Source organism: Ignatzschineria sp. PL_is040, assembly GCF_055813795.1.
The window spans coordinates 148580-173300 of the sequence record NZ_JBVPGU010000003.1 but is presented as its reverse complement, the minus strand read 5'-3'; the positions used below and the strand labels follow the sequence as shown (position 1 = coordinate 173300).

At 42.4% G+C, this 24721-nt stretch carries 18 protein-coding genes; 5 read left to right on the top strand and 13 right to left on the bottom strand.

Annotated features, from left to right (window positions below; all coding sequences use genetic code 11):
• Positions 1-110 precede the first annotated feature (110 nt).
• Positions 111-623 carry a DUF1307 domain-containing protein gene (locus tag AC0SAP_RS05875; protein WP_473383371.1) on the top strand — a complete coding sequence of 171 codons (513 nt, stop codon included), beginning with the start codon at positions 111-113 and terminating at the stop codon, positions 621-623.
• A 110-nt stretch (positions 624-733) separates the two neighbouring features.
• On the opposite strand, the gene AC0SAP_RS05870 is transcribed toward AC0SAP_RS05875, so the two are convergent.
• The 4 genes from AC0SAP_RS05870 to AC0SAP_RS05855 all read right to left on the bottom strand — a co-directional run bounded on the left by AC0SAP_RS05870 (position 734) and on the right by AC0SAP_RS05855 (position 5765).
• Positions 734-1999, bottom strand: coding sequence for an ABC transporter permease (locus tag AC0SAP_RS05870; RefSeq protein ID WP_473383369.1), 1266 nt, complete (start codon positions 1997-1999; stop codon positions 734-736).
• Positions 1992-3185, bottom strand: coding sequence for an ABC transporter permease (locus AC0SAP_RS05865; RefSeq protein WP_473383368.1), 1194 nt, complete (start codon positions 3183-3185; stop codon positions 1992-1994). The genes AC0SAP_RS05870 and AC0SAP_RS05865 overlap by 8 nt, the downstream gene beginning before the upstream one ends.
• A 47-nt stretch (positions 3186-3232) precedes the next feature.
• Positions 3233-4222 (bottom strand): HlyD family secretion protein, encoded by a 990-nt coding sequence (locus tag AC0SAP_RS05860; RefSeq protein WP_473383367.1) that lies wholly within the window; start codon positions 4220-4222, stop codon positions 3233-3235.
• A 649-nt stretch (positions 4223-4871) separates the two neighbouring features.
• Positions 4872-5765 carry a LysR family transcriptional regulator gene (locus AC0SAP_RS05855; protein WP_094567567.1) on the bottom strand — a complete coding sequence of 298 codons (894 nt, stop codon included), beginning with the start codon at positions 5763-5765 and terminating at the stop codon, positions 4872-4874.
• Positions 5766-6164: 399 nt separating this feature from the next.
• Between AC0SAP_RS05855 and AC0SAP_RS05850 the strand changes: the two genes are divergently transcribed.
• Positions 6165-6422: a DUF2798 domain-containing protein gene (locus tag AC0SAP_RS05850; RefSeq protein WP_286481513.1), complete on the top strand. Its 258-nt coding sequence runs from the start codon at positions 6165-6167 to the stop codon at positions 6420-6422.
• A 270-nt stretch (positions 6423-6692) separates the two neighbouring features.
• Here the strand turns inward: AC0SAP_RS05850 and pnp are convergent, their stop codons facing one another.
• The 7 genes from pnp to gmk form a co-directional block, all read right to left on the bottom strand.
• Positions 6693-8789 carry a polyribonucleotide nucleotidyltransferase gene (gene pnp, locus AC0SAP_RS05845; protein WP_473383365.1) on the bottom strand — a complete coding sequence of 699 codons (2097 nt, stop codon included), beginning with the start codon at positions 8787-8789 and terminating at the stop codon, positions 6693-6695.
• A gap of 337 nt (positions 8790-9126) precedes the next feature.
• On the bottom strand, positions 9127-9393 hold the full coding sequence (rpsO, locus tag AC0SAP_RS05840) for a 30S ribosomal protein S15 (protein ID WP_094567569.1): 267 nt from the start codon (positions 9391-9393) through the stop codon (positions 9127-9129).
• A gap of 201 nt (positions 9394-9594) precedes the next feature.
• On the bottom strand, positions 9595-10176 hold the full coding sequence (locus AC0SAP_RS05835) for a DUF192 domain-containing protein (protein WP_473383364.1): 582 nt from the start codon (positions 10174-10176) through the stop codon (positions 9595-9597).
• Positions 10177-10262: 86 nt separating this feature from the next.
• Positions 10263-11456 carry a JmjC domain-containing protein gene (locus AC0SAP_RS05830; RefSeq protein ID WP_473383362.1) on the bottom strand — a complete coding sequence of 398 codons (1194 nt, stop codon included), beginning with the start codon at positions 11454-11456 and terminating at the stop codon, positions 10263-10265.
• 78 nt (positions 11457-11534) lie between these two features.
• Positions 11535-13712, bottom strand: coding sequence for a RelA/SpoT family protein (locus AC0SAP_RS05825; RefSeq protein ID WP_109236524.1), 2178 nt, complete (start codon positions 13710-13712; stop codon positions 11535-11537).
• 530 nt (positions 13713-14242) lie between these two features.
• The gene (gene rpoZ, locus AC0SAP_RS05820; RefSeq protein ID WP_286481517.1) at positions 14243-14470 is read right to left on the bottom strand and encodes a DNA-directed RNA polymerase subunit omega; all 228 of its coding nucleotides are present in this window, start codon (positions 14468-14470) and stop codon (positions 14243-14245) included.
• A 281-nt stretch (positions 14471-14751) separates the two neighbouring features.
• Positions 14752-15399, bottom strand: a complete 648-nt coding sequence (gene gmk / locus AC0SAP_RS05815) for a guanylate kinase (protein WP_286481518.1) — start codon at positions 15397-15399, stop codon at positions 14752-14754.
• 166 nt (positions 15400-15565) lie between these two features.
• Here gmk and AC0SAP_RS05810 point away from each other — a divergent pair, with 166 nt between their 5' ends.
• The 3 genes from AC0SAP_RS05810 to AC0SAP_RS05800 all read left to right on the top strand — a co-directional run bounded on the left by AC0SAP_RS05810 (position 15566) and on the right by AC0SAP_RS05800 (position 21798).
• On the top strand, positions 15566-16150 hold the full coding sequence (locus tag AC0SAP_RS05810) for an invasion associated locus B family protein (RefSeq protein WP_094567575.1): 585 nt from the start codon (positions 15566-15568) through the stop codon (positions 16148-16150).
• Positions 16151-16619: 469 nt separating this feature from the next.
• Complete coding sequence (mnmG, locus tag AC0SAP_RS05805; RefSeq protein WP_473383360.1) at positions 16620-18533, top strand: tRNA uridine-5-carboxymethylaminomethyl(34) synthesis enzyme MnmG; 1914 nt, start codon at positions 16620-16622, stop codon at positions 18531-18533.
• A 7-nt stretch (positions 18534-18540) separates the two neighbouring features.
• Positions 18541-21798: a peptidoglycan-binding domain-containing protein gene (locus AC0SAP_RS05800; RefSeq protein WP_473383359.1), complete on the top strand. Its 3258-nt coding sequence runs from the start codon at positions 18541-18543 to the stop codon at positions 21796-21798.
• Between the two features lie 243 nt (positions 21799-22041).
• On the opposite strand, the gene AC0SAP_RS05795 is transcribed toward AC0SAP_RS05800, so the two are convergent.
• Positions 22042-23172, bottom strand: a complete 1131-nt coding sequence (locus AC0SAP_RS05795) for a biotin--[acetyl-CoA-carboxylase] ligase (RefSeq protein WP_473383358.1) — start codon at positions 23170-23172, stop codon at positions 22042-22044.
• A 351-nt stretch (positions 23173-23523) separates the two neighbouring features.
• Positions 23524-24720 carry an amino acid aminotransferase gene (locus AC0SAP_RS05790; protein WP_473383356.1) on the bottom strand — a complete coding sequence of 399 codons (1197 nt, stop codon included), beginning with the start codon at positions 24718-24720 and terminating at the stop codon, positions 23524-23526.
• Position 24721: the final 1 nt, after the last annotated feature.

Sequence of the window (24721 nt, the reverse complement as noted above, 5' to 3'; positions counted from 1 at the left end):
TTTTCTACCCAAACATGGCACCGCTCACTTTTGTTCTATAGAATGGAAAAGAATCAACCCTAAAGGGAATCAGTTAAAACTAGGACAATCAAACTAGGACAATAAATATTATGAGAAGATTACTAAAAATTGGAGCGGCCCTGCTCCTTGTGGCAACTATTGCTGCCTGTACTGAAAAAGAGGCAACACCTATCGAACAAGAGGTTTCGGTTTATGAATTAAATCAGCCAGGGATCTCTATCAAAATGACCTTAGTCGGAGAAAATGATCAGCTTGTCGGACAGAGTACAGAGAGCATTATTGATTATGATCTGATTGAGGCAAAAAATGCGGCAGAGGCAAAGGCGATTCTAGATGAGTTGACAGGATATGTCGATTATAGTGATGTTAAAGGGATTACCTATGAGATGATTTATGGGGAGAAGAGTGCTAATGAAAAGATCGCCGTTGATCTCAAAGTTGCGGATCTCGTAGAGTTAGCAAATTTGCCAGGTACTGCTTTTGAAGGTGATCCAACCATGGCGATCAGCTACTCCGCGACAGGCGATATGTTGGAAAGCTCTGGCTTTACTAAACAGCGTCAAATTGAGAATAAGAAAACAGAAGAAGAAAAGTCGAAATAGTGAAGCAATAGTATCAATCAAACAACCACAAAAAAAGCTGAAGATTAAAACTTCAGCTTTTTTACTATCGTCATCTCATTGAGTGTCCACTTACACATTATGGCTTCTCATTATGGCTTCTCTATAGAGGGAGTCGATGCATCCAATGCATCACCCTCTTCTCTCTTTTGCAATACTTCAGTCTGCGCCTCAACCAATAAGATTCGCTTCTGTAGACCTCGATAGTAACGAGTCATCATCCAGAGCGCCAAAAGACCGTAGACGCCTAACTGCACGACTAAAAGTATCAACTCAGGGATCATATTACTAAAACCGCCCCCCATCTGATTCATTGTGATCATGCTAGTAATTGCTGGAAAGATCGGCATTAGATAGGTGAAAATTCGTAAGGCCCAAGGAATCATCTCTGTGGGCCAACTCATTCCTGAAAGGAAGAAGATCAACATACTTGAGGGAAGAATAATTAAAAAGACTGAATCAAACTTTCTAAAGAAGAGACCAATAAAGGTACTCATAAAGATCGTTGCGGATAAAAAGAGTAACCCAAAGAGCATCAATCGCGGCAATGAACCATGAAATGGTAACTCATAAAAGATCGGTGTTATCCCCATATAACAGATGAAGATCACAATACTCACCATAAAATAAGCAAGCCATTTACCGGTTAATGTCATAAAAGCAACAACAAATGGGGATGCTTTAGGATCAGCGACTAACCCTTTATCAAAATCTGAGTTGCGCCCTAAAATAAGCGAAATCACCAATGCCAAGAAGAGACACTGGAAGACAATTAAGACATAAACCGGAGGAATGACATAGGTTGCATAGCCATTTTGTGGATTATAGAGCGGAATAACAACCGGAGTAATCGGGGTACTATTACCAAAGGCAACAGCGGGATCCACCCCCATCTGCACCTGCTTAGCCGCCCCGATGCTTCGGCTCATTGTCTTCACCACACTTTGGACCGCTGTCATCATACGACTATAGATAATTACATAGCTTGCATCGCCATAAAATGAGAACCCGCCACTTCGCCCACTTAAGATGTTTTGTTCAAACCCTGGGGCAATATAGAAGATCCCATAGACTTCACGATTACGCATCATATGTTCCGCCTCATCCATAGTATGGACGTGACTGACAATATCGATTCGATCTGTTGCATTCAATTTTCGTAAGATATCACGGCTCAATGTTGAGTTATCGAGATCAACCACCACCGCCGGAGCATTTCGCACCTCCTCATTATCGTAAGGAATAGGATAGTAGAAGAAGTAGAGAATCGATCCCGAAACAAGAATACTAATAATCGCCTCGACCGTGAAGATACGATTAAACTCCTTCAGAAAGATCTGCAAAATAGTCTTAAACACGTTTTGCCCCCTTTTTATAGAGATGGAGTCGAATAATCACAACGATATAGGTGATAAGTGCGATCAACAACAGCGAGAGAAGTGGTGAGAGATTATAGGGAAATTCATGCCCTCTAATCGTCTGATCTAGACGGATCTCCACATACCAAGTAATGGGTAAAACTGCGCCCCAAGCGATAGCATACCAACTCATAGCGATCCGGGGAAAGAAGAGCCCAATAAAACCAAAGGCTGGAGATGAGAAGCTACTTGCCGCTCCATAATTGATCACCTTTTCCGGTAACCAGAGGGCAAAAACAGCTGCCCAAAGTTGGGCCGCTACAATAAAGAGAGCCGTTCCTAAATAGAGTATAAAGAGAGATCCCCGTATCGGCATATCAAAAAAGAGGACTAAGACCGCATCTAAAACGATATGAACCGCTAAGAACCAGAGAAGATAGGGGATAATTTTATTAAAGAGATAACGGAAATAACTGCCATTAGCCATCGCTAAGGGAACAGCAATACCGCCTAACTTATACTTATCCCGAACAATGGTAAAGACCATCGTTACCATAATTAAGATCTGTAGCAATGTGGGGACGACACCATTGGTTAATGTATAGTTATAGTTGAGCGTTGGGTTAAAGACAGGATGAATCTCTAACTCAATAGGAGAGAGCTGTTCAGCCGCAATGGGGCGTGCAACGCCCTGATTCATCATTGTCTCTGCTTGATAGTCAGTAATAATCGATGTCAATGCAGAAGAGAAACCACTCTGCAACGCCGAGCCTATCGACATATATTGATTGTTGTAGAATGTTGTTACTTCAGGCGATTCATTCGCTAATAACAACTTCTCAAAATCAGTTGGAATAAAGACAATTCCATAAACCTCACGATTAAGAAGCTTCTGCTTCGCATCATGAAGAGAGCTATCCCTCGCTGCGACCAATACTTGTGGTGAGGCGGCGATATCCTGAATCAAGGAACGTGATGTCACAGTCCGATCCATATCGACCACCGATACCGGCATCTTCTGAATAACGCCTTCAGAGAGCAATCCCGTATAGAAGATCACCACTAATAATGGATAGATAAAGAGGGCAAAAAAGAGACTCTTCTCTCGAAAGATCAGACGCATCTCCCGATAGAGAATTGAGAAATAGTGCTCTTTAACAACCGCTTCAGTAACTCTCTTTTCCATCAAAGTCCTTTAAATACGTCTTTTAAATGCGCTGTAATGAATGGCGATTAATCTGCCGTATGGCGAGACTTCCAGTCGGCAATAACACTCATTCCGGGCAATAAACCCTCTTCAGCTTTTACCGGCTTTGCTTTTACTTCAAAGGTGCGAAGATCAAAATCACCCGTTGCTTTGGTCGCTTGCCAGTTGGCAAATTGTCCCAATGGATTGATCGCCTGGATATAGACATCAACATCTTTCTTAAGCGCAGGAACATAGACGGTAAAATGATCCCCCACAGCAGCATAGTTGAGGTAATCTTCACGGATATTAAATGTTAACCATAAATTATCCATATTAATTAAAGAGTAGAGCGGGGTTCCGGGGTTGTAGAGTTGCCCCACTTCTGCAACACGAACAGTTACCTGACCATCTGATGGGGCATAGACCGTCAATGCTTCATAATCTGATTGTACTTGAGAGAGCGCCGCTCTTGCCTGCTCGACCTGAGCATCTGCAAGCGCTTTCTGTTGCGGACTGCTACCACTCACCGCAAGCTCATAGTTTGCTTTTGCCGCAGCGGCTGCCTCCATCGCTGATGAGAAGGCATTTCGCGCTACATCAAGATTCTGTTGTGAGACGCCACCACGTGGTGCGGCACCCTCCATTCTATCGAGATTACTCTTTGCTAAGAGCAGATCAGCCTCTGCTTTCTCATATTGTGCTCGCATCGCTTCAATGGTCTCAGGACGAGTACTATAGACAACATCTCTATTCGCTTGAGCGACGCGATATTGTGCTTCTGATGTTGCTAACTGCGTCTCAAGCGCCGGGCTCTCAAGTCTTAATAGTAGATCTCCTTTTTTAACCTTATCGCCAATATCTGCTGTCAATTCAACAGCACGTCCTTGCACTCGAACCGAAATATCGACTCGATTTGCAGCGACTTCCCCTTGAATCACAAGCTCAGGTTTATGGTGAGAGATATAGAAAAGGGCTGCCACTAAGAGCAGGATTACAGCAATAATAATCGCGATAGTCGTTGTAATTTTTTGCATACGTTTTAATATCCGCGCTAAACCTAGTTTTAAATGAATGAATCAAATAAGAATCAAATAAGAATCAACAAAAAGGAAACATAATGGTGCATATCATAGCATGAATGCATCTTATGCACATCTTTGATATCACGATCTTTATCAGTTTTTTCTCCTGAAAAAGGGATAAAAAAAGCGAATATAAATGAATATAAACGAATATAAACGAATATAAAAAAAGACTGTCACCTTGCGGATCCAGTCTCTTCTTGTTCGATTAACAGCGCCAAACAGGCATCCATTGATCACCTTCTAGCTAGTTGAGATCCTCTTAAGATCACGATAACTATAACTGTTAATCATGGGGAATAATTCCCCATCTATCAGCTCGAGATAACGCTCCTACCTCTTTTTAGAGCCCCGATATCTTAGTTTGCCACAATTAGGAGATTCAATCTCTCTAACTCTTATCATCAGCATTATGAGCGTGAAGTAGATACCGTTTATCTTAACGATTTATCTTCCCTTCTGCTGTGATAGGCAGTTCCTCCTCCACCTACTAGTGATATATTTTGCCTTCTTTAATAATGAGCTATTTTTTATTTTTATAAATATTACTAAGATCGGTAAGGGCTATTTAATACCCTTTAGCAGAAAGTCTCAAATGACATTATCTCGGAAGATATAACTTTTGGTTATACTCTTTAAGTCTTCTATTGAGAAATTTTTGAATAAGCTTCTGATAATCTTGAGATATTTTTCGTAAAGGTCGATCCGATTGATAGAGCATACAGAGGTCTAACATCATCGGTTCTTTAAGAGGATAGATCATAGAGAAGGGCAAAACTTCTGCCGCAGAGAAGAGATCACTGATTGTACACCCGACTCTTCGCTTTACAAATTCAGCCGCCATATAGTAGGTATGTACATTAAGTTGCGTTGGTTTAAAGGTACGATATTGATGAATCATGGTTGATAATGAATCGGCACCAGGATTGATCCAACGATCATCATCGATCGCTTCAAGACTCATAACACCTTGCTCTAAAGGCTCTGCATCAAGATAGACAACCGGTATTTTCGCTAATGTAATAGAACTAATACCCTGCTCCTTAATCGGTCGAAAAGAGATTGCAAAATCGAGCTGATAACGATTAAGGAGATGGATTAACTCATCCGTATGATAAGTTGAGACCTCAACTCGCGACTGAGGATAACGCTCTAAAAAGAGCTTCGTCACCTCAGGAATAAGACTCAAACCTAAACTAGGTAGGCAACCGATAGAGATATTCCCTCGAGGTTTTTCCGCTAAATTTTCCGCCATTAATTGAAAGTCACTCAACTCTTGATAGATCATCTGTGCTTTATCGTAGAGAATGCGAGCCTCTTTTGTCGGAATTAACTTCCCTCGCGTGCGCTCAAAAAGGAGATAACCTAAACGCATCTCCGCATGCTTTAACGTTTTACTCACTGCAGGTTGTGAGATATGCAACATATCTGCTGCTCGTGAAATCGAGCCGCATACCATAATGGCATAGAAGACCTCTAGATGCCGCGTATTCATTCTATTTCCCCCTAACTAATAATTATTTATCACCTTCGATTAATCTTAAATAGTCGATCTGCCTCTAATAGATCAGTCTCTAGTGGATCAATCTCTAATGGATCGACCGCTAATAGACCGACCTCTAGATTCCCCTCTACTTAAAATAGTGACCGATAACCGCCTCTTCTTAAGCGCACTTATCATGCGTTCAGGGCAAGCGCACAGATCAATCTCCACAAAACAATATACCTCTCTGTATATTGTTTTTTCTTGAATGATTCGCTACCCTACAGGTTATACTCAATCCTATACCAGGGTTGCCCACAGAGTTATCCACAAGATGATCTCTTTAGTGTATCAGATAAATGCAACAATCAATGGAAATGGATTGTTGAAAATAAGTTAGAAAGGAGTCTCATGAGCCAAAATAGATTTGACCGATATAAACTTCATCCAAGAATGATGCATATTCTTGTCCCCCTCTTCCTCTCATTTGGAATGTCCTGCATTGTCTCTCTGGTAAGTACCTTGATGAGTGTTGGTTTTTCCGGTTTTGTTGTAGGTGAATGGTTCGGCGCTTGGATGCTCTCCTGGCTCGTTGCCTTTCCCTCTGTTCTAATTCTGCTCCCTATTATGAGACGATTAGCGCTACTCTTTGTCCGTAAGCCAGAATAATAAAGAGCGTTAAGACAATTGATAGTTGTTGATAGTTGTTGATAATTATTAACACGATAAATACCGTTGAGTATTAAGAGAATAATAGATCAGAGAACAGTGATTGAAAAAGACAATAGAATACCGATCCCACTCTAAGTAAGCCCCAATAATAGAAAACCCCAACTCAAAATATGAGCTGGGGTTTTTAGATGTTAGAGAGATAATCTCTCTACTCAATATAGCTAATCGATGTGCTATTAATCGATATCACCGATTAGATCTAACTCATTACTCAACATCTTTCATCGTTAAACGGATACGTCCTTGACGGTCAATCTCAAGTACTTTCACCTTCACAACTTGACCAACATTGAGGTGATCCCCAACATTAGAGATACGCTCTTCAGAAGGGATTTGTGATACGTGAACCATACCATCTTGCCCTGGGCGAAGATTAACAAATGCACCAAAGTCCATAATACGTACCACAGGTGCATCATAGATAGCACCAATCTCAATATCAGAAGTGATCTCTTCGATACGTTTTTTCGCTGCTTCAGCTTGATCATTATTGACAGCAGAGATACGAACTTCACCTGTATCTTCGATCTCAATAATCGCACCTGTCTCTTCGGTAATAGCACGAATGGTAACACCACCTTTACCGATCACATCACGAATCTTATCAGGATTGATACGAATTGTCGTAATACGTGGTGCAAACTCAGAGATCGTTTCACGCGACTCACTGATAACACTATTCATCTCATCAAGAATATGGAGACGCGCTACTTTTGCTTGTGAAAGTGCCGTATCCATAATCTCTTGGGTAATGCCATCGATCTTAATATCCATCTGCAATGCCGTGATACCCTCTTTCGTACCGGCAACTTTAAAGTCCATATCACCAAGATGATCTTCATCACCTAAGATATCGGTTAAGACCGCATATTGATCCCCTTCCTTAATTAAGCCCATTGCAATTCCCGCAACAGGGGCTTTTAAAGGAACACCGGCATCCATCAATGCAAGCGAGCTACCACAGACAGAAGCCATTGAGCTAGAACCATTCGATTCGGTAATCTCAGAAACAACACGGATCGTATAAGGATACTCTTCCATATTAGGCAATACTGCAGCAACACCACGTTTTGCGAGATTTCCATGACCAATTTCACGACGTTTTGGTGAACCAACGCGACCAGTCTCTCCTACTGAGTAAGGAGGGAAGTTATAGTGAAGCATAAAATTCTCTTTATATTCACCAGAAATAGCATCGATAATCTGTGCATCACGCTCAGTACCTAATGTTGCCACAACTAACGCTTGTGTCTCACCACGAGTAAAGAGTGCTGAACCATGTGTACGTTTTAAAACGCCAACGCGCGAAACGATAGGACGTACAGTTTTAGTATCACGCCCATCAATACGAGGCTGCCCTGCAAGAATTTGACTACGAACAATATCCGCACTGATGCGACCGACTTCTGCTGCAACTTCAGCCTCTGTAAAGCTCTCTTCCGCATCTGTCACTAACTCAGCAATTGCACGCTCTTTAGCCGCACTGATTGCACTGCTACGCTCCTGCTTCACGGTAATTTTAAAAGCGGCCTCTAAATCAGCACGGACCAGGTCTGAAACTGCTTTTTTCAATGTTTCATTCACTTCAGGAACTTCAAACGGGAATGGCTCATTACCCACTTTATCCGCGAGCTCTGCAATATTGTCGATAACAACTTGCATCTCTTGATGACCATAGATCACCGCGCCTAGCATCACCTCTTCTGAAAGAAGATTTGCTTCGGATTCTACCATCAATACTGCACCCTTTGTGCCGGCAACAACAAGGTCGAGATCTGAAACTTTTAACTCTGAACGTGTTGGGTTTAAGATATACTCACCATTGATATATCCCACACGCGCCGCACCTAAAGGTCCATTAAAGGGCAATCTTGCAATTGAGAGCGCTGCGGAAGCACCAATCATCGCAACGATATCTGCACTGATCTCTGGATTGATAGAGACAACCGTTGCCACGATCTGAACTTCATTGGTGAATGCTTCATGGAATAGAGGACGCACAGGACGGTCAATAAGACGCGCAACTAAAATCTCCTGCTCTGAAGGGCGACCTTCACGACGGAAAAATCCACCTGGGATTTTTCCGGCCGCATAGGCTTTTTCCTGATAATCAACCGTTAATGGAAAGAAGTCACGCCCTGGATCTGCACTCTTTGCCGCAACGACTGAGACAAACAGTGTCGTTCCCTCAACATCTACCATCACAGCTGCTGTCGCTTGACGCGCAATTTCAGCTGTTTCAATTGTTACCTTACGACCACCGTAAGTAAATTCCTGCACAATCGGTTTTAATTCTAATGTCATATCTTCATTTTCCTTTATTTTGATCTCTCTTTTCTGACCTTTTTCATACTCTTTCTTTAAATAAAGGATCTTCAAATTAAAGAACGATAGAACTCTAAGGGAACTGCTTCATCTCTCACAATAAAGCGTAAACTTGATGCCGCCTCAAACAAAAGATGAAGCAGTGCCCCTACAGATAACTCTATTTAAAGAGATTACAAAAAAGGATAAAAAGCCAAACTACAAAAAGCCCCCACAAAAGATGCGGGGGCTCAATTTTACAGGTACATTACACCTAGCGCATTATCAGTCATGAGCTGGGGATAATCTACAAAAAAATACATCTTTATCAATACAATTAACGACGTAATGATAAACGATCGATAAGATTTTGATAACGATCTAAATCGATAGATCTTAGGTATGTAAGCAACTTACGACGCTTGTTTACCATCTGTAATAGACCACGACGTGAGTGATGATCTTTCTTATGCTCAGCAAAATGTGCTTGAAGCGCATTGATGTTGAACGTTAAGAGTGCTACTTGTACTTCTGGTGAACCTGTGTCGTTAGCGCCACGACCGAAATCTTTAACGATCTCTGCTTTTTTTTCTACTGTTAACATGTATAAAAACTCCAAAATTTTATAAATAGTGTCAATGGCGATGACAGCATTTAATCTCGGCATTATAGTATGTTTCTCTCAAAACACCAACTACTAAAATAGGGATTGATCTCTCAAGGTGAAAATTGCACAGCATGCTGACGAACCCTCATGCTCAATCAGCAACCTCAACACTCAATCTATCTACCCTTTATCTAACCTCTAGCGCCACTGCCAACTAATATTGTCCCCAACCTTGAGCCCTAACTTTTCTGCCATCCCTTTATTGAGCTCTAAAACATACTTTCCAGGCGCTTTAGCAGGATAGGAAGGGCATCGGCTCGTACGACAAGGCTCTGCTTGGACAATATCAACCACTTCACCATCTTCAGCAATATAGATAATGTCGAGGGGGATTAAGGTATTTTTCATCCAAAATGAGAGAAATTGCGTCTGAGGAAAGAGAAAGAGCATTCCCCGCGCCTCCGGCATCGACTCTCGATACATCAATCCTTCCGCCTGTGCTGGGGCATCAAGCGCAAGCTCAACAATAATGGGAGTTTCATGAATACGCATCTCCCCTTCTCGCAATCCCGATTGTGGTGAAAACCCCAAGCCAGGCTTCACAATGCCAGCACCCTGCTCTAAAAAATGGCGAAGATCCGGGTTATCTCCTCGAACCTCTGTCGCCATAGCACCAGGAAGAAGCTGGAAAAACAGCAGTAACAATATAAAATAGAGCGCAATATGAATATGCTCCCAGCGACTCACTCTCTTCTTTAGTGGATCCAATACTCTCTCCATTCACCTATCTCCCTTGACGTTATCACCCATCGATCTCATCACACAACTACCCAACCCTATCAAGCGGATGCCCTATCTGAAACTGATTACTTATCAAACTCATCTTCCGCCTCATCGAGAAGCAAAATTCCATCTTGAATCAATTGTAGAAGAAATTGTTGCGCTATAGGGGAGGAGAGCATCTCTACTAGCTCATCATAGCCCCACTCCGTCTCGACCGTTAGTTGCTCTACAAGCCCTCTTTCACTCAGAGGAAGAGAGTAACTTTTACCAGCAGCAAAGAGAAGAATCTCATCACCCGAGATATAGTGAAGGAGCGTTATGCCCGGATGAACTTCGAGATAACCACCATCATCGAGATACTCCATAAGCGCATCAAAAGTTAATGGTGCTTCGAGCGATTCAGGCACCTGAAACATCTTCGGCTCAGTGATAAAAGCACCGAACCACTTTGCAATCTCCGCACGATCTTGAGTCAATGCCGACTCTAAAATCGACACCACTCGATCCACTGCGGCATCACTTAGAGCGCCAGGTTGCGTTACAACTTCCAATTGCGGATCACAATAGCGGGCATCTTCTGCTACCTCATCAAACTTCATCTCCATATAATCGCGCAACATCTCACGATGTTTTGGCGCACGGAAACCGATCGACCAGGTGACACTACGACCAATATTCACCCCATAATGACCAATTCTTGGTGGAAGATAGAGAAGATCACCAGGTTCTACAATCCACTCTTCATCGGGGCGGAAGTTTTCAATCAAGCGAATATCAACGCCCTCAACAAAATCATCTTCCGAAACAGGAGCATAGCTGATCTGCCAACGCTTCTTCCCCATTCCTTGTAGAAGAAAGACATCATAATCATCCCAATGAGCACCGACATTGCCGGCATCTTCACCTAAACTGACTTGAAGATCATCTAAACGCCAGTGGGAGATAAAGCGAAAAGGATCGAGCATCGACTTTAGCTCTGGGAGATTCTTCTCCACATCATTGACCACAAGCATCCATGACTTTTCAGAGAGTGTGGCAAAATCCTCTTCCGTTGCCGGCCCCATCTTCAGCTGCCAAGGGCGCTCTCCCCCTTTTTCATAAATAAATCGAGAGGGAATGAAGGGCTCAAAAGCAAGTCCCGCAATCTCATCCGCTGTTAAAGGATCTTCAAAGTCAGGAAAAGCCCCCTTTACAAAGAGTGGCTTCTTTTGCCAATACTCTTGCAAAAATTGCTCAGCGGTTAGGCCCCCTAAAAACGGTAAAGGTTGATTCTTCATCGACAACTCTCTCTCTATCTTCATCTACTATCTCAATTTCCAACTTAAATTTAACACCTTGAATTTAAGGTCTTGAAATTAACGTCTTGAAACCCGCTCAACCATCGGCAACAATCGGAGTTCCCGCATAATATCGGCAAGATGTTTTCGATCTTGAACATCTACAACAAAGCGAATCTTCACGATCTCATCGCTCATCGGCTCTGAAGTAAATTCACCAAAATCGAGATTCATCTCCGTCACTTTTGCACTCACAGACGCGATCGCACCACGGCGATTTTTAGCTATAAGGGTTAATTGTACAGGGAAATCTCCGCGCGCTTTTTTACTCCACGCGAGAGGAATCCAGCGATCTTCATGCTTCTTATAATTCTCCACATTGGCACAATCGACCTGATGGATCACCATGCCGTGGCGCTGACTGAGATAGCCGATAATAGATTCCCCCGGCAATGGATAACAACAACGACCGAGCGTTGTCTTCATCTTCTCAGCACCGATAATAATGTCGCTTGAAACTTCTAGTCCATCCTCATCTTCATCCGGCGCCTCATGCATCTCTACCTCTAACCCCTGCTTCACTAAGAAGCGGTTAATAATGTAGTGCATTGGATATTTTCCACGACCGATCGAAATTAAGAGCTCCTCTTTCGAACCTAGCTCTAACTCCTCGAGGAGAACCTCTTGATCTTTTTCAGCAAAGTCATCGAGAATAATCCCCTTATTCTCCAATTCAAGAGAGAGGAGACGTTCACCAATATTGTAAGCCTCCTCACTCGATAATTTAGAGAGATACCCAAGAATACTCGTTCTTGCTCGCGCACTGACCACATAATCGAGCCACTTTGGTGATGGTCTTGTGCCCTCTTCGGTAATGATCTCCACCGTCTGTCCATTATGGAGAGATTGGGAGAATGGTACCTGTTGTCCATCGACGATAATCGCCTGACAATGGTTCCCCACTTCCGTATGCACAGCATAGGCAAAGTCGATTCCCGTGGAGCCTTTTGGTAGCTCAATAATGCGCCCTTTAGGGGTAAAGAGGTAGATCTCTTTCGGGAAAAGATTCGCCTTCATCGCCTCCATAAACTCAACAGAGGAGATCGCACTATCTTGTAATTCTGTTACAGAATCGAGCCACTTATTGGTCCGAATCTGATTCTGTTGCCCTTCATAAGCATCTTTATAACGCCAATGCGCTGCCGCGCCTGCCTCTGCAATCACATGCATATCGCGGGTTCTAATCTGCACCTCAACCGGTAAACCATTACGTCCAAAAACAATAGTGTGCAGGCTCTGATAGCCATTCCCTTTAGGAATCGCAATATAATCTTTAAAACCACCAATAATCGGTTTATAGAGTTGATGCACCATCCCCAAAACGCGATAACACTCATCAACGGTTGAAACAATCACGCGAATAGCGAAGATATCATAGACCAACTCGATCTTACCCTTCACTTTCAGCTTATTATAGATACTCCAGAGATGTTTCTTACGGGTCGAGATTCGAGAGAGGATATTGCCACGGACTAAACGATCGTAGATTGTATCTTTGATCCGCGTTAAATTTTCACTCTCACTCTCATACTTCTCTTCAATCGCTTTGGAGAGGACGGCATAACGCATCGGATAGATATTCTCAAAACAGAGATTCTCTAAATAGACCTGTAAGGCATACATTCCTAAACGGGCAGCGATCGGCGCATAGATCTCCAGGGTTTCATTTGCGATACGACGCTTCTTATAAGCCGCTAAAGCACCCAAAGTCCGCATATTGTGGAGTCTATCAGCAAGCTTTACCATAATGATACGCAGATCTTTTGTCATCGCGAGTATCATTTTGCGGAAGTTCTCTGCTTTTGCTTCCTCTTTAGAACGGAACTTAATCTGCGTTAATTTTGTAACGCCATCAACAATCTGCGCGACCTCTTCCCCAAACTCATGGGCAATCTCATCGTAGCCGATATCGGTATCTTCAATGACATCATGCAACACCGCCCCCACTAAAGAGGCTTTATCGATCTGGACTTCCGTTAAGATCAAGGCAACCGCTAACGGGTGAAAAATATAGGGCTCGCCAGAGGAGCGAAACTGTTCCTGATGCGCAAACGCACCATAAATACATGCTCGTTCAACCTCTTTTACTTCTTCTTCCGAAAGATAGCGACCTACGATTCGCAATAAGCGACCGACCTTAATCTCAAATTCTTTACGCCAGGGAAGAAGATTTGGAGGCAATTGATATTTCTCCATAATCTACTCCTAATTAACAACGATAATTATTGTCACTCAACTGCTACATCTCTCTACAGGGATTCTATAATCTATAAATTCTATAACGATAATAACTCGAAAGAGATTATCGATGATGGATCGTAACAATAGAGTAAACAACAACTCAAAATATTCGACTGATACTTGATACTCACTTGATCATGACTTGATAAACGCGCAACAAATATGCAACAGATACCCCATATCCCCCTCAATATTTAATAAGGGCTTATAAGGGGTCATACTAAAAATTTCTAAAGACTCAAGATATTTCAGGCATTTTAAGGAGGTAAATATCTCAAATAATCCTCTTAAAGCATCTTATCCTTTATATGAGCAATAATCTATCGAGAGATTCTATAGAAAGAGAAGAAAGAGAAAAAAAGATGAGAAGCAAGCTGCCTCCCATCTTCTTAAGATCTCAACCTTTTAAGCGATCCTTTTAAACTATTTCGTAATCGCTCTTTAAATTTGCTTCCAACTGAAAAGTTTAAGTGAAAACTTAAATATTAGAAGCCTGCGTTAAAATCAGCCTCTTTTGCATTGATCTCATCTGGTGAAATTTCACCTTTAGCAATCTCACGAAGCGCAACAACTGTCGGCTTTGATGCACGGCTACGGCTCACTGTCGGCTCTGCACCACGCTCTAACTGTCTTGCGCGCTTTGCTGCAACAGCTACTAATTGAAAACGGTTATCAACCTTCTCTAAACAATCTTGTACGGTTACTCGTGCCATAAATTTATCTCCTAACAAACACTAAACATTAAAATATATTGGGAATACTTCTAGGAATACTTCTGAAATACTCTGGGAATAGACTGAGAATATACTGAAAATAGTATTGATAACATATAAGGGAATAAAAACACCCTAAATCTATTTAAGAGTGAGTATTCGGGCTATCGCAATGATATTCAATAACCCATAGAAACCGATATCAATCCGCTTATTACCCTAAGGACGGCATCATACCACTCATTCTATCGATTTTAAAAGAGTCTCAGCTGAGACAGAAATTAGAGAGATTCACCTAACAAAGCCGTCAATAAATCTCTATTTTTAACCTGCTGATAGGCGGTACGCAGTCGATTAACATGAAAAATCTCCTGTAGATCGCTGAGAGCTCGATCGAAATCATCATTAATCACAACATAATCAAACTTCTCATAATGCTTTATCTGATTAACAGCATCGGCCATTCTTTGATCGATAACTGCTTGATCATCCTGATTCCGAGAAGAGAGTCGCTTCTCTAATGCATCTAATGAGGGAGGGAGAATAAAGATAAGTTCAGCTTCCGGCATAATTCTCTTCACAGAAGCCGCGCCTTGCCAATCGATCACTAACACCACATCTTTACCGCTCTCTGTATGTTTCTCAATCTCCCAGAGTGATGTCCCATAGAGATTACCGAATACTTCGGCATACTCTAAAAACTCACCACGATCCACCATCGCGATAAACTCTTCTTTCGAGGCGAAGTGGTAATGAACCCCATTCTCTTCCCCTTCTCTTGGCGCCCTTGTTGTATGTGTCACCGCTCGTGTCACATAAGGATCGCGTGCCATCAGCCCATCTACCAATGTTGTCTTTCCACCACCTGATGGCGCAGAAATTACATAAACCTTACCATTACCTAATGCGCATTTTTGCGATAATTGCATTTTACCCTTCCTGAACAGATATCTATCAATCTTAACAAGGCTTCCCTTGATCGATTATCGAACTAGTATATAATAAACCTCTTGTAATGTTATTCTATTTCCATCAAAAACAGTAGAATAGTAAATCATTTGTAGCGTTCCCAATTATATGGAGTAAAAGCCAATCATGTTGAAAAAATTACTACTTAGCGCCAGTGTTGCTCTCCTTTTAGGGGGCGTAGCTGCGGCACAAAACCAAACTGAAGTTGTCTATCTCAAGCAACACGGTGATTGGAAAGTTGAGTGCTTACAAGATACCGTTCCAGAAGGAACCTTTGAAAGTTGCTTAATGTCTACAACGGGCGACATTGAGTTAACCAATCCTGAAGATGAATCACAAAAGCAAAAAATTAAAGCATTAAGAGCATCTGTTATCTATATCGATGGCAACCCAACGCTAATCTTCAGTGCGCTTCCAGGAACACTCTTAATTCCCGGTCTTGAGTTTAAGATCGATGGCAAGCAACTTGAAATTGATGGTACAAAAGTAACTGGCTTAAGCTTTGAGCGTTGCTTACCAGATGGCTGTATCACGGGTCTTCCGATCAATGATCCTAAAGTTCTTAACAGCTTAAAAAATTCAGGCAAGCTTAATGTCAGCTATACCCATGACTTCTTAGGTCCTGAAACAAACAATGTTAAAATTGACCTCTCCATGAAAGGTTTTACTAACTCTTTAGAAGATTTAGCAAAACAATCTGAGAAGAAGTAATTCACCGATCAATTTAATGAGACCTTAAAGGTTAATGCTTGATTGATATTCAATTAATATCCAATTGATATCCAATTAATCCTCGATTAGCCCTTAAATACTTATTGAAGAGATCATGTGAAAAGAATCGATTTTTGAAGGGATCAACATTGGTTTGATCCCTTTTTTAGATTATAATTATCGCTAAAAGATCACCCTAAAAAGAGATCTCTCAGAGAGCATTAATAGTAGAGATGATCGAAAGAAGATATAGATTATTTCACTTCTACCACTTATCGAATTAGCGATAGAGTTGCATCTCCTTCTCACTACAGTAATTGATGATGAAACTCCCTATAAAATAGCGTCAAATCGTGGCGCAACCGATGAATGCAAAATCTTTCGTTCTCCGCTCTCCCTCACTTATCCATTCAAAGATTAAAACTAAAAATTTCATAAAATTATTCATAAAATTAATATAGAGATATCTATGAACTACCCACAACATTTTGGCGTCATTGTTATTGGCGGTGGCCATGCAGGAACAGAAGCAGCGCTTGCATCGGCTCGTCTTGGTGTTCCTACACTCCTTCTCACCCATAATATTGAGACTTTAGGTCAGCTTAGCTGTAATCCTGCTATTGGCGGTATTGGCAAGGGGCAGATTGTAAAAGAGATCGATGCCTTAGGTGGATCGATGGCACATGCAACGGATCTTGCCGGCATTCAATTTCGTATCTTAAATGCCTCTAAAGGTCCTGCCGTTCGCTCAACTCGCGCCCAAGCTGATAGAACTCTCTATAAAACAGCGATTCGTAAGATCTTAGAGAATCAACCCAATCTCTATCTCTTCCAGCAAGCCGCTGACGATCTCATTTTAGAGGGCGATAAAGTTGCCGGCGTCATTACTCAAACAGGAATTCGTTTCCGGGGTGAAACCGTTATTTTAACAGCCGGTACATTCCTCTCTGGTCTCATTCATATCGGGATGGAGAACTATAGCGGGGGAAGAATGGGAGATACTGCATCGATCTCTCTCTCCCATAAACTCGCTGAACTCAATCTTGGGAAAGGTCGTCTCAAAACAGGAACGCCACCTCGCATCGATGGTAAGAGTATCGATTTTACCAATATGACAGAGCAGCCGGGAGATGAGCCAACGCCCGTTTTCTCCTACTTAGGATCTCGCGCAGAACATCCTCGTCAAGTCTCCTGCTGGACAACCTTCACCAACGAACAGACCCATGAGATTATTCGAGGCGGACTCGACCGCTCCCCCATGTACGCTGACAATAAGACAATTGAAGGATTAGGTCCACGTTACTGCCCCTCTGTAGAAGATAAGATTATGAAGTTTGCCGATAAGGATCAACATCATGTCTTCTTAGAGCCGGAAGGTCTCGATACCCATGAATATTATCCTAATGGTATCTCAACAAGCCTCCCCTTTGATGTTCAGGTCAATCTTGTTCGCTCAATCCCTGGTCTTGAAAATGCACATATTACTCGCCCAGGTTACGCTATCGAATATGATTTCTACGATCCGCGCAATCTTAAGTTTACTCTTGAGACAAAAGCGATCAACAATCTCTATTTTGCGGGCCAAATTAATGGCACAACCGGCTATGAAGAGGCGGGCGCACAAGGTCTATTAGCAGGTCTTAATGCCGCTCGTCGCTATCTTGAGAAAGATCCATGGTATCCAAAACGTCATGAAGCTTATACCGGCGTCATGATCGATGATCTTATTAACCTCGGTGTTCGTGAACCCTATCGTATGTTCACCTCTCGTGCTGAGCATCGCCTAATCTTAAGGGAAGATAATGCCGATGAGCGCTTAACACCGATCGGCCGAGAACTCGGTTTAGTCGATGATTATCGCTGGGAAAAATTCTTAGAGAAGCAGGAAGCGATCGCGCAAGCAGAACAACAATTTAAAGATTGGATGATTCGAATAGATTCACCTGCTGGGAAGAAAATTGTTCAGGAGAATAAAGTTGCCCTCAAACAGAATATCCGGGCGATCAATCTTCTTAAACGCCCTGAGATCTCCCTAACAACTCTAGTTCAATTAGAGGATGAACAGGGTCCGGATCTCTCTCAATTTTCAGATGAAGTACTGCAAAAAATTGAAATTCATACTAAATATGAAGGTTATATCAATCGCAGTATTGAGGATATTAAGCGCAATCAAAAATTTGAAAATGCGCCACTTCCTAGTAATGTAGATTACAGTCAAGTGGAAGGGCTCTCTATTGAGATTCAAGAGCGCCTCAATCAAGCACAACCTGAGACATTAGGCCAAGCATCCCGAATTCAAGGGGTTACACCGGCTGCGATCTCATTGATACTCGTTCACTTAAGAAAAGGGAAACTCCCAGTCAAAAACCGAGAAAAGGATTAATAGCATTATGCGTAAAGCCATACTAAGAGTCGCGTTATCATCACTACTTGCACTATCGTTAGGCTCTGCAAATAATCTTGAGAGCATTCTACAGCAGACTCAAGATTCTAAAGTGACATCGCTCTTACAATATCAAAGTGATCCTCTACTTCACTTTCGAGATCATTATGGCTTTACGCTCTATGATTACGCCTTAACACAGAAAGAGCGAGATCTCCTCGCTTGGTTGGCAGCGGAGCAGATTCAAAGCGGGGTCGAATCTAATCTGGTGCAACAGACTCAAATTTGGCTCTACCTACTAAAATATCCTGTCGATAATTTAGAAGGAGAGATGACCTCTGCCTTCCAAAATAATATCGCCTACTATCAAGAGAAGCAGAATCTCCCCCTAATTAATGCGATTACACCCGAATGGTTTATTCCTTTAGAACGTAAAGCGCTACAACCGCTGATCGATTCACTCAAGAAAGAGAATCCTAATATTACAGAAGCGGAATTACTCACCTCACTCAATCAGAGAATAGAGGAGAGACTCCCTTCATCAGCAAAACTATTACAAACGCCCTTTGTCACAGCGACAATGCTCAAGAATATTGAGGCAGGAACCATCTCATTCCAATTACCAAAAGGTAAAGTGGCAGAAACAGGCGCAACAACAACACTTCCCCTCTCATTCCTCACAAAAGCTGAAAAGCTCAATAATACGCCTCCTTTCCCCGGTCGAAAATTGCAGCTCTTCTTCGATTTTAATAATAATGAAATCGAAGCGCTTCTCAAACAGAGAGGCAGTCGCAGCAAAATCTTCACTCTGCAGACATGGTTAAGAATGGCGGGTTACTTCCCATTACCATTAACAATTGATGGTCAACGGGGCGCTAATACGCGCACAGCTATTGAGCGCTATCAAGCATCTCTAGGACAGAAACAGGATGGAATCCCAAATCCCACCTGGGAGGCACCCCTTGAAAAAGAGGTTCGTAAAGATGTCCAGCGCCAACTCACTCTCTTAGGATTTTATGATGGTGAGATCGATGGTATCAATGGCATCGGCACAGAAAATGCTATTAAAGCATTTGAGAAGAGCATCAACCTTCCTGAAGTGGGAACCCTCTCTCCCAACATGCTCTTTCATCTCTTCAACGCTCACTTCTTGCCTGAATCGATCCTCAAAGCGGTAGAAGCAGAACAGAAACAGATAGTTCAAGAGCAAAAATCTTTAAAGCCTTTAGCAAAAGAGGTCGAGAATCATCACCAGGATGCGCCCATAACGACAATCAATCAGCAACCTGAAGAGAGTACCCCATCTAAAAGATCGAATGAGACAGATCTATCGACATCCTCTTTAGAATCTCCACTGCCCTCACTCATTCCTCCGCTACTCCAAATAGCACTTGAAAAGCTTACCGAATCTGATGCTGCAACAGAGAGTAAAGAGCAGGAAGAGATCACAACAGAGAGAAGCATAGAAGCTGAGGATCGCCCAACGATCACTCTTGATCATCAGAGTCAGAATAATAGCAATGAATCAAGCGATGCGAAGGATACCGACGAGCTTGATGAGGCAGAAGAACCCACCATCGATGAGGTACGTTCACTAATCACCCTTGATGAACCCCTGCGAAACTTCTCCCTCTCTCGTAGTGAGATCGATAACCTTGTGATCAAAGCACGTGTACCTAAGATCTTCTTTACCCAGACGGCCCTCTCCCTGCTCGACCTCTATGATGGTCCACTTGATGGCGCTAACGGTCCTGCAACAAGAGAAGCAATCCGTGCATTTGAGAAAGCATTAGGACAAAATGAGACAGGAGAGCTACTCCCTCGCTGGGAAAATCCTCTCCGTCAGATTGCTTATCGCTTTGTACAATATCGCCTTAAAGAGGAAGGTTTCTATAAAGGTGATATCGATGGATTACGTGGTCCCGGCACTCGAGAAGCGATTAAAGCCTATGAAAAATCAACCAATACTGAAGCTGTCGGCGCCCTCACGCCGGTACTACTCTTAACGCTCTTTAATGATGATCTCACTGATAAGCCCATCAGTGATGAAGAGGTTCCTAGCGACTCTGTAGAAGATGTCTCAGAAGATGGAACCGCCCCTATTACGGCTGAAGAAGACCAAGAGTTACAAGCAGATAGCAATAAGATGGAAGAGCAGTATAAGGCATCAATTAAAACTTTTGATCTCTCCCACCCCAAAAGTAGCGAAGAGACTGCTCTTGAACAACTTCAACTTGCTTACCTAGGTTTTTACACCGGCACGATAGATGGCCTAAAAGGACCGGGTACCAATCGTGCAGTTGAGGCATTTCAGAAATCCTTCTCTCTTCCTGTTACCGGCAAATTAGATCAGAAGAGCCGTGCACTTCTTGAAGAGGAGAATATCAATAAGTTCCAACGTTATCTTCAACGAACGGGCTATATGAAAGATCGTACAACTGGGACTTTAGGCCCTAAAACACGCCGTGCAATCGGGATTTTAAAAAATCGTTATGGTTACCAAGTTAATGACAAGCTCGATCTCCCCGCCTATCTGATTCTTATCGATGAAGAGCAAGAGACGCAATTTGCCAAAAACTACTATGAAAAGGTTGTTAAAGAGCGAGAAGCAGCTGAAAAGATAGTCGATACACAAGCCTATCTCATCGGTTTTGGTATCTTAAATGGTCGCGCTGATGGAAAGATGGGTCCGGCAACAGAGGGCGCTATTCAGACCTACCGTTCACAACAAGGGCTTAAAAAAGGAAAAGAGATCGATACTGCACTCTTAGAGTCCTTTAAAAAGAATGCACCCAAACAGGCTCAAACTTACCTTCAACAGTTAGGTTATCCAATAAAACCTGATGGTATTTTTGGTAAAAACTCTAAAAAGCAGTTGAATGCTTTCCTAACAAAAGCGAAAAAACCACAATCGGAAATTGTAACTGCCGAGATTCTTATGGAGTTACAGAGAGCTGTTGCCGCAAAAGTAGCAAGAGAACGTACAGCAAGTAGCAGTAGTAATACACGTAGTAGCGCACCTCGCCCTACCGCTGCCGTTCCACCCCTTAAGAAAGGACTCCAACAAGATGCAGCCTTTGCTAGAGCGCCGGGGGGGACGGTGAATGGTCGCCTACAGATTGTGAAGAATGGATCAGGCCAAGTTGTCGGCTGTAAAGTTAACAACATCACCATGGCTGCCGATTGGTGTACCGGAAAGCGTAATGGTGCTCAATGCCGCGTCCTCTACAAAAATCAACGCGTTCTCTCAATGAGTTGCAAATAAGTTTTTAGGGATAGAAATTTCTCGGAGCTTATAGAAGCCCACAGAAGCTTATGGAGACTTTAGAGTTACTTTAAAAATTCTAAGAATTCTAAAGACTCTAAAAAATCCTAAACATTCTAAAATATCTATTAGGCCCGTTAAATCTTTTGCCTATAGCGTCAAAACAGCACCAAAAAAGAGCTCAAAAGCGATTAAACTTTTGAGCTCTTCTATTTTTTAGATCTCCATTCTCATCTCCCGTCATTACAACTCTCGAAGGGATAGATCTCCGGAGATAATGGTGCGAATCTCTCCATCGGGCAACTCTACTAATAGCGCACCGCTCTCATCAATCCCTACTTCGCTACCGATCAATAGATCACGATCTGAGATCAGTTGCACACGACGTCCATAGAGAAGGCTAATCTTAGGCCAGATTAGAGTGAAATCAGGTAACTTCTCCCTAACAGGAATCCCCTGTTCAAGAGCATAAGACTGGGCCTCAACCGATTCACAAAGATGGTAGATCTTTTCACTTAAACGCGCAATCAGCCGATTTCGATCTAACGGCTCACCCAAAATCAATTCACAACAGGTAGGACGATTTCCCACTAATTCTAATTCTGAGTCATATTGATTATTAACCCCAATACCAATAATGACCTCAACATCATGACTATTGAAGATACTCTCTACCAATATCCCTGCTAATTTTGATTGTCCAACCCAGATATCATTTGGCCACTTTACCTTCGCACCACAAATTCCCAACTCCTCAAGCACTTCTAAAAGAAGCGCACCAATACGGAGACTTAAAGAGCTTAAATAGGGGATCGATCGATGAGAAAAATGGTATTTAAAAGAGAAATAGAGATTTTTAGCTAAAGGAGAGATCCACGCTTTCGCTCTTCTGCCCCGACCACCCGTCTGCATCTCGGCAACAGCAATCTTTGCGACTACTTTCTCAGAGAGATTATTCGGGAGAGATTGATAATATTGCTCACCCCAATAGGATAAGGGGCGCTGAAGATCACTATTTGTAGAATCTGTGATAAAACGACGAACAAAACATAATTCCCCTTGCAAAGCAGGCGGCAAAAGTTGTGATACTCGTTGAAGATCGAGGGGCTGATAACCGCTAGAGATAATGCTTCCAGCCTTAAGATCCACCTGAATGAGATCCGTCAAGGTTGATAGATATTGCAGCGCTTTTTGAAAAATCGCCTCACTCCCTTTTTGTCGTAACAGTAAAGGTGCGTCACCCTGTTGCAACATCTGCTGATAGAGCTGATGATCTTCATACACTCCTGCAGTTGCTAATTGTAAAAAGAGTTGATCGAGAAGTGTCTGCTCTGCCCGCCCTTCCCAACGATGACTCCCCCAATGATTATCCATCGATACCTGCCTATTCTCTATTAATATTAACGATTCTGTTAATGGCCCTGTTAATGGACCCTGTTAACGACCTGACCAATGATTCCCTTAGTTATCCCATTAATAATTACATTAACGAATCTAAGCCTAAGCGATCTAATGATCGTCAAATTATCAGCCACAAAGAAAAAGAGTGCTAAATAGCACTCTTTCTACAACCGCTCTATCTCTTCAATTAACTAAAAAAGATAACACTAAAGAGAAGCGCCCAACCGACAATACAGAGTAAGGCAATAATGTAGAGCGGAAGCTTATATATAAATACACTTTCTGACATATAAAACCCCCTACAAATAGATCAATCAAATATTGTTATAGTACATTAACTACCGCATTCGCCGCAAGCTCAATATTCTGGTCATTCAACGCAGCAATACAGATACGACCGGTATCAACAGTATAGATAGCATAATCCTTTTTCATTTTTGCCACTTGATCTGCGCTAAGTCCTGAGTAAGAAAACATTCCCGCTTGATCATTGATGAAGCTAAAGTCGATCTTATCTTGCTTACTATTGAGGAGCTCTACAAATTTTGAGCGCATTGTCTTAATTCTATCTCGCATCTCTGCAAGTTCTGCCTCCCACTCTGCTCGTAGTTGGTCATCCGCCAAGACATAGTGGACAATCTGAGCACCATAAGAAGGGGGTGAAGAGTAGATTGCACGCACCATAAGCTTCAATTGTGAGGTAACACGCTCTTGCTCCTCTTTATCGGAAGCAATGACTGTTAGTGCTCCAATTCGCTCACTATAGAGTGAGAAAGATTTAGAGAAGGAGGTGGCAATAAAGACTGGCATCTCTTTTTCTGCAAAGATATGGATCGCTTCTGCATCTTCACGAATACCTTTTGAGAATCCTTGATATGCCATATCTAAGAATGGAATTAAATTACGCGCTTTAAAGAGCTCTGCTAACTGCTGCCACTCTTCTGTAGAGAGATCTGCCCCGGTAGGGTTATGACAACAAGCATGAAGCACAACGATCGACTCTTCTGGAATCTCTTCCATCTTCTTGAAAAAGGCAGCAAAATCAACCCCTTTCGTTTTAGGATCAAAATAGGGATATTCCTCTACTTCAAACCCGGCGCCGGCAAAGATTGCAATATGGTTATTCCATGTCGGTTTTGAGACATAAACCTTACTATTAGGTTTAATACTATGTAAGAAATCAGCACCTACTTTTAATGCCCCCGTTCCACCTAAAGATTGTACCGTTGCTAAACGTCGTGTCTGATAGAGCTCATGATCCTCTGTAAAGAGAAGCTTCTGTACACAATCGATATAACTTCCTAAACCTTGCATTGGAAGATAGACGCGCGGTCCTGAGTGTTCAAAAAGATAAGCCTCTGCTGCTTTTACCGCTTTTAAGACGGGCACTTTTCCTTCAGCATCTGAATAGATACCGATACTTAAGTTTACCTTCTCTTCTCTAGGGTCATTTTTATATGACTCTACTACCCCTAAAATCGCGTCATCCGGCGCTAATGGAACATCGTTAAATAGTTTCATC

Bases quoted from the DNA above. Each gene is read 5' to 3' on its own strand.
- AC0SAP_RS05875 (WP_473383371.1), top strand. From the start codon at position 111: ATGAGAAGATTACTAAAAATTGGAGCGGCCCTGCTCCTTGTGGCAACT.
- AC0SAP_RS05865 (WP_473383368.1), bottom strand. From the start codon at position 3,185: ATGGAAAAGAGAGTTACTGAAGCGGTTGTTAAAGAGCACTATTTCTCA.
- AC0SAP_RS05860 (WP_473383367.1), bottom strand. From the start codon at position 4,222: ATGCAAAAAATTACAACGACTATCGCGATTATTATTGCTGTAATCCTG.
- AC0SAP_RS05855 (WP_094567567.1), bottom strand. From the start codon at position 5,765: ATGAATACGCGGCATCTAGAGGTCTTCTATGCCATTATGGTATGCGGC.
- AC0SAP_RS05850 (WP_286481513.1), top strand. From the start codon at position 6,165: ATGAGCCAAAATAGATTTGACCGATATAAACTTCATCCAAGAATGATG.
- pnp (WP_473383365.1), bottom strand. From the start codon at position 8,789: ATGACATTAGAATTAAAACCGATTGTGCAGGAATTTACTTACGGTGGT.
- rpsO (WP_094567569.1), bottom strand. From the start codon at position 9,393: ATGTTAACAGTAGAAAAAAAAGCAGAGATCGTTAAAGATTTCGGTCGT.
- AC0SAP_RS05835 (WP_473383364.1), bottom strand. From the start codon at position 10,176: ATGGAGAGAGTATTGGATCCACTAAAGAAGAGAGTGAGTCGCTGGGAG.
- AC0SAP_RS05830 (WP_473383362.1), bottom strand. From the start codon at position 11,456: ATGAAGAATCAACCTTTACCGTTTTTAGGGGGCCTAACCGCTGAGCAA.
- AC0SAP_RS05825 (WP_109236524.1), bottom strand. From the start codon at position 13,712: ATGGAGAAATATCAATTGCCTCCAAATCTTCTTCCCTGGCGTAAAGAA.
- rpoZ (WP_286481517.1), bottom strand. From the start codon at position 14,470: ATGGCACGAGTAACCGTACAAGATTGTTTAGAGAAGGTTGATAACCGT.
- gmk (WP_286481518.1), bottom strand. From the start codon at position 15,399: ATGCAATTATCGCAAAAATGCGCATTAGGTAATGGTAAGGTTTATGTA.
- AC0SAP_RS05810 (WP_094567575.1), top strand. From the start codon at position 15,566: ATGTTGAAAAAATTACTACTTAGCGCCAGTGTTGCTCTCCTTTTAGGG.
- mnmG (WP_473383360.1), top strand. From the start codon at position 16,620: ATGAACTACCCACAACATTTTGGCGTCATTGTTATTGGCGGTGGCCAT.
- AC0SAP_RS05800 (WP_473383359.1), top strand. From the start codon at position 18,541: ATGCGTAAAGCCATACTAAGAGTCGCGTTATCATCACTACTTGCACTA.
- AC0SAP_RS05795 (WP_473383358.1), bottom strand. From the start codon at position 23,172: ATGGATAATCATTGGGGGAGTCATCGTTGGGAAGGGCGGGCAGAGCAG.
- AC0SAP_RS05790 (WP_473383356.1), bottom strand. From the start codon at position 24,720: ATGAAACTATTTAACGATGTTCCATTAGCGCCGGATGACGCGATTTTA.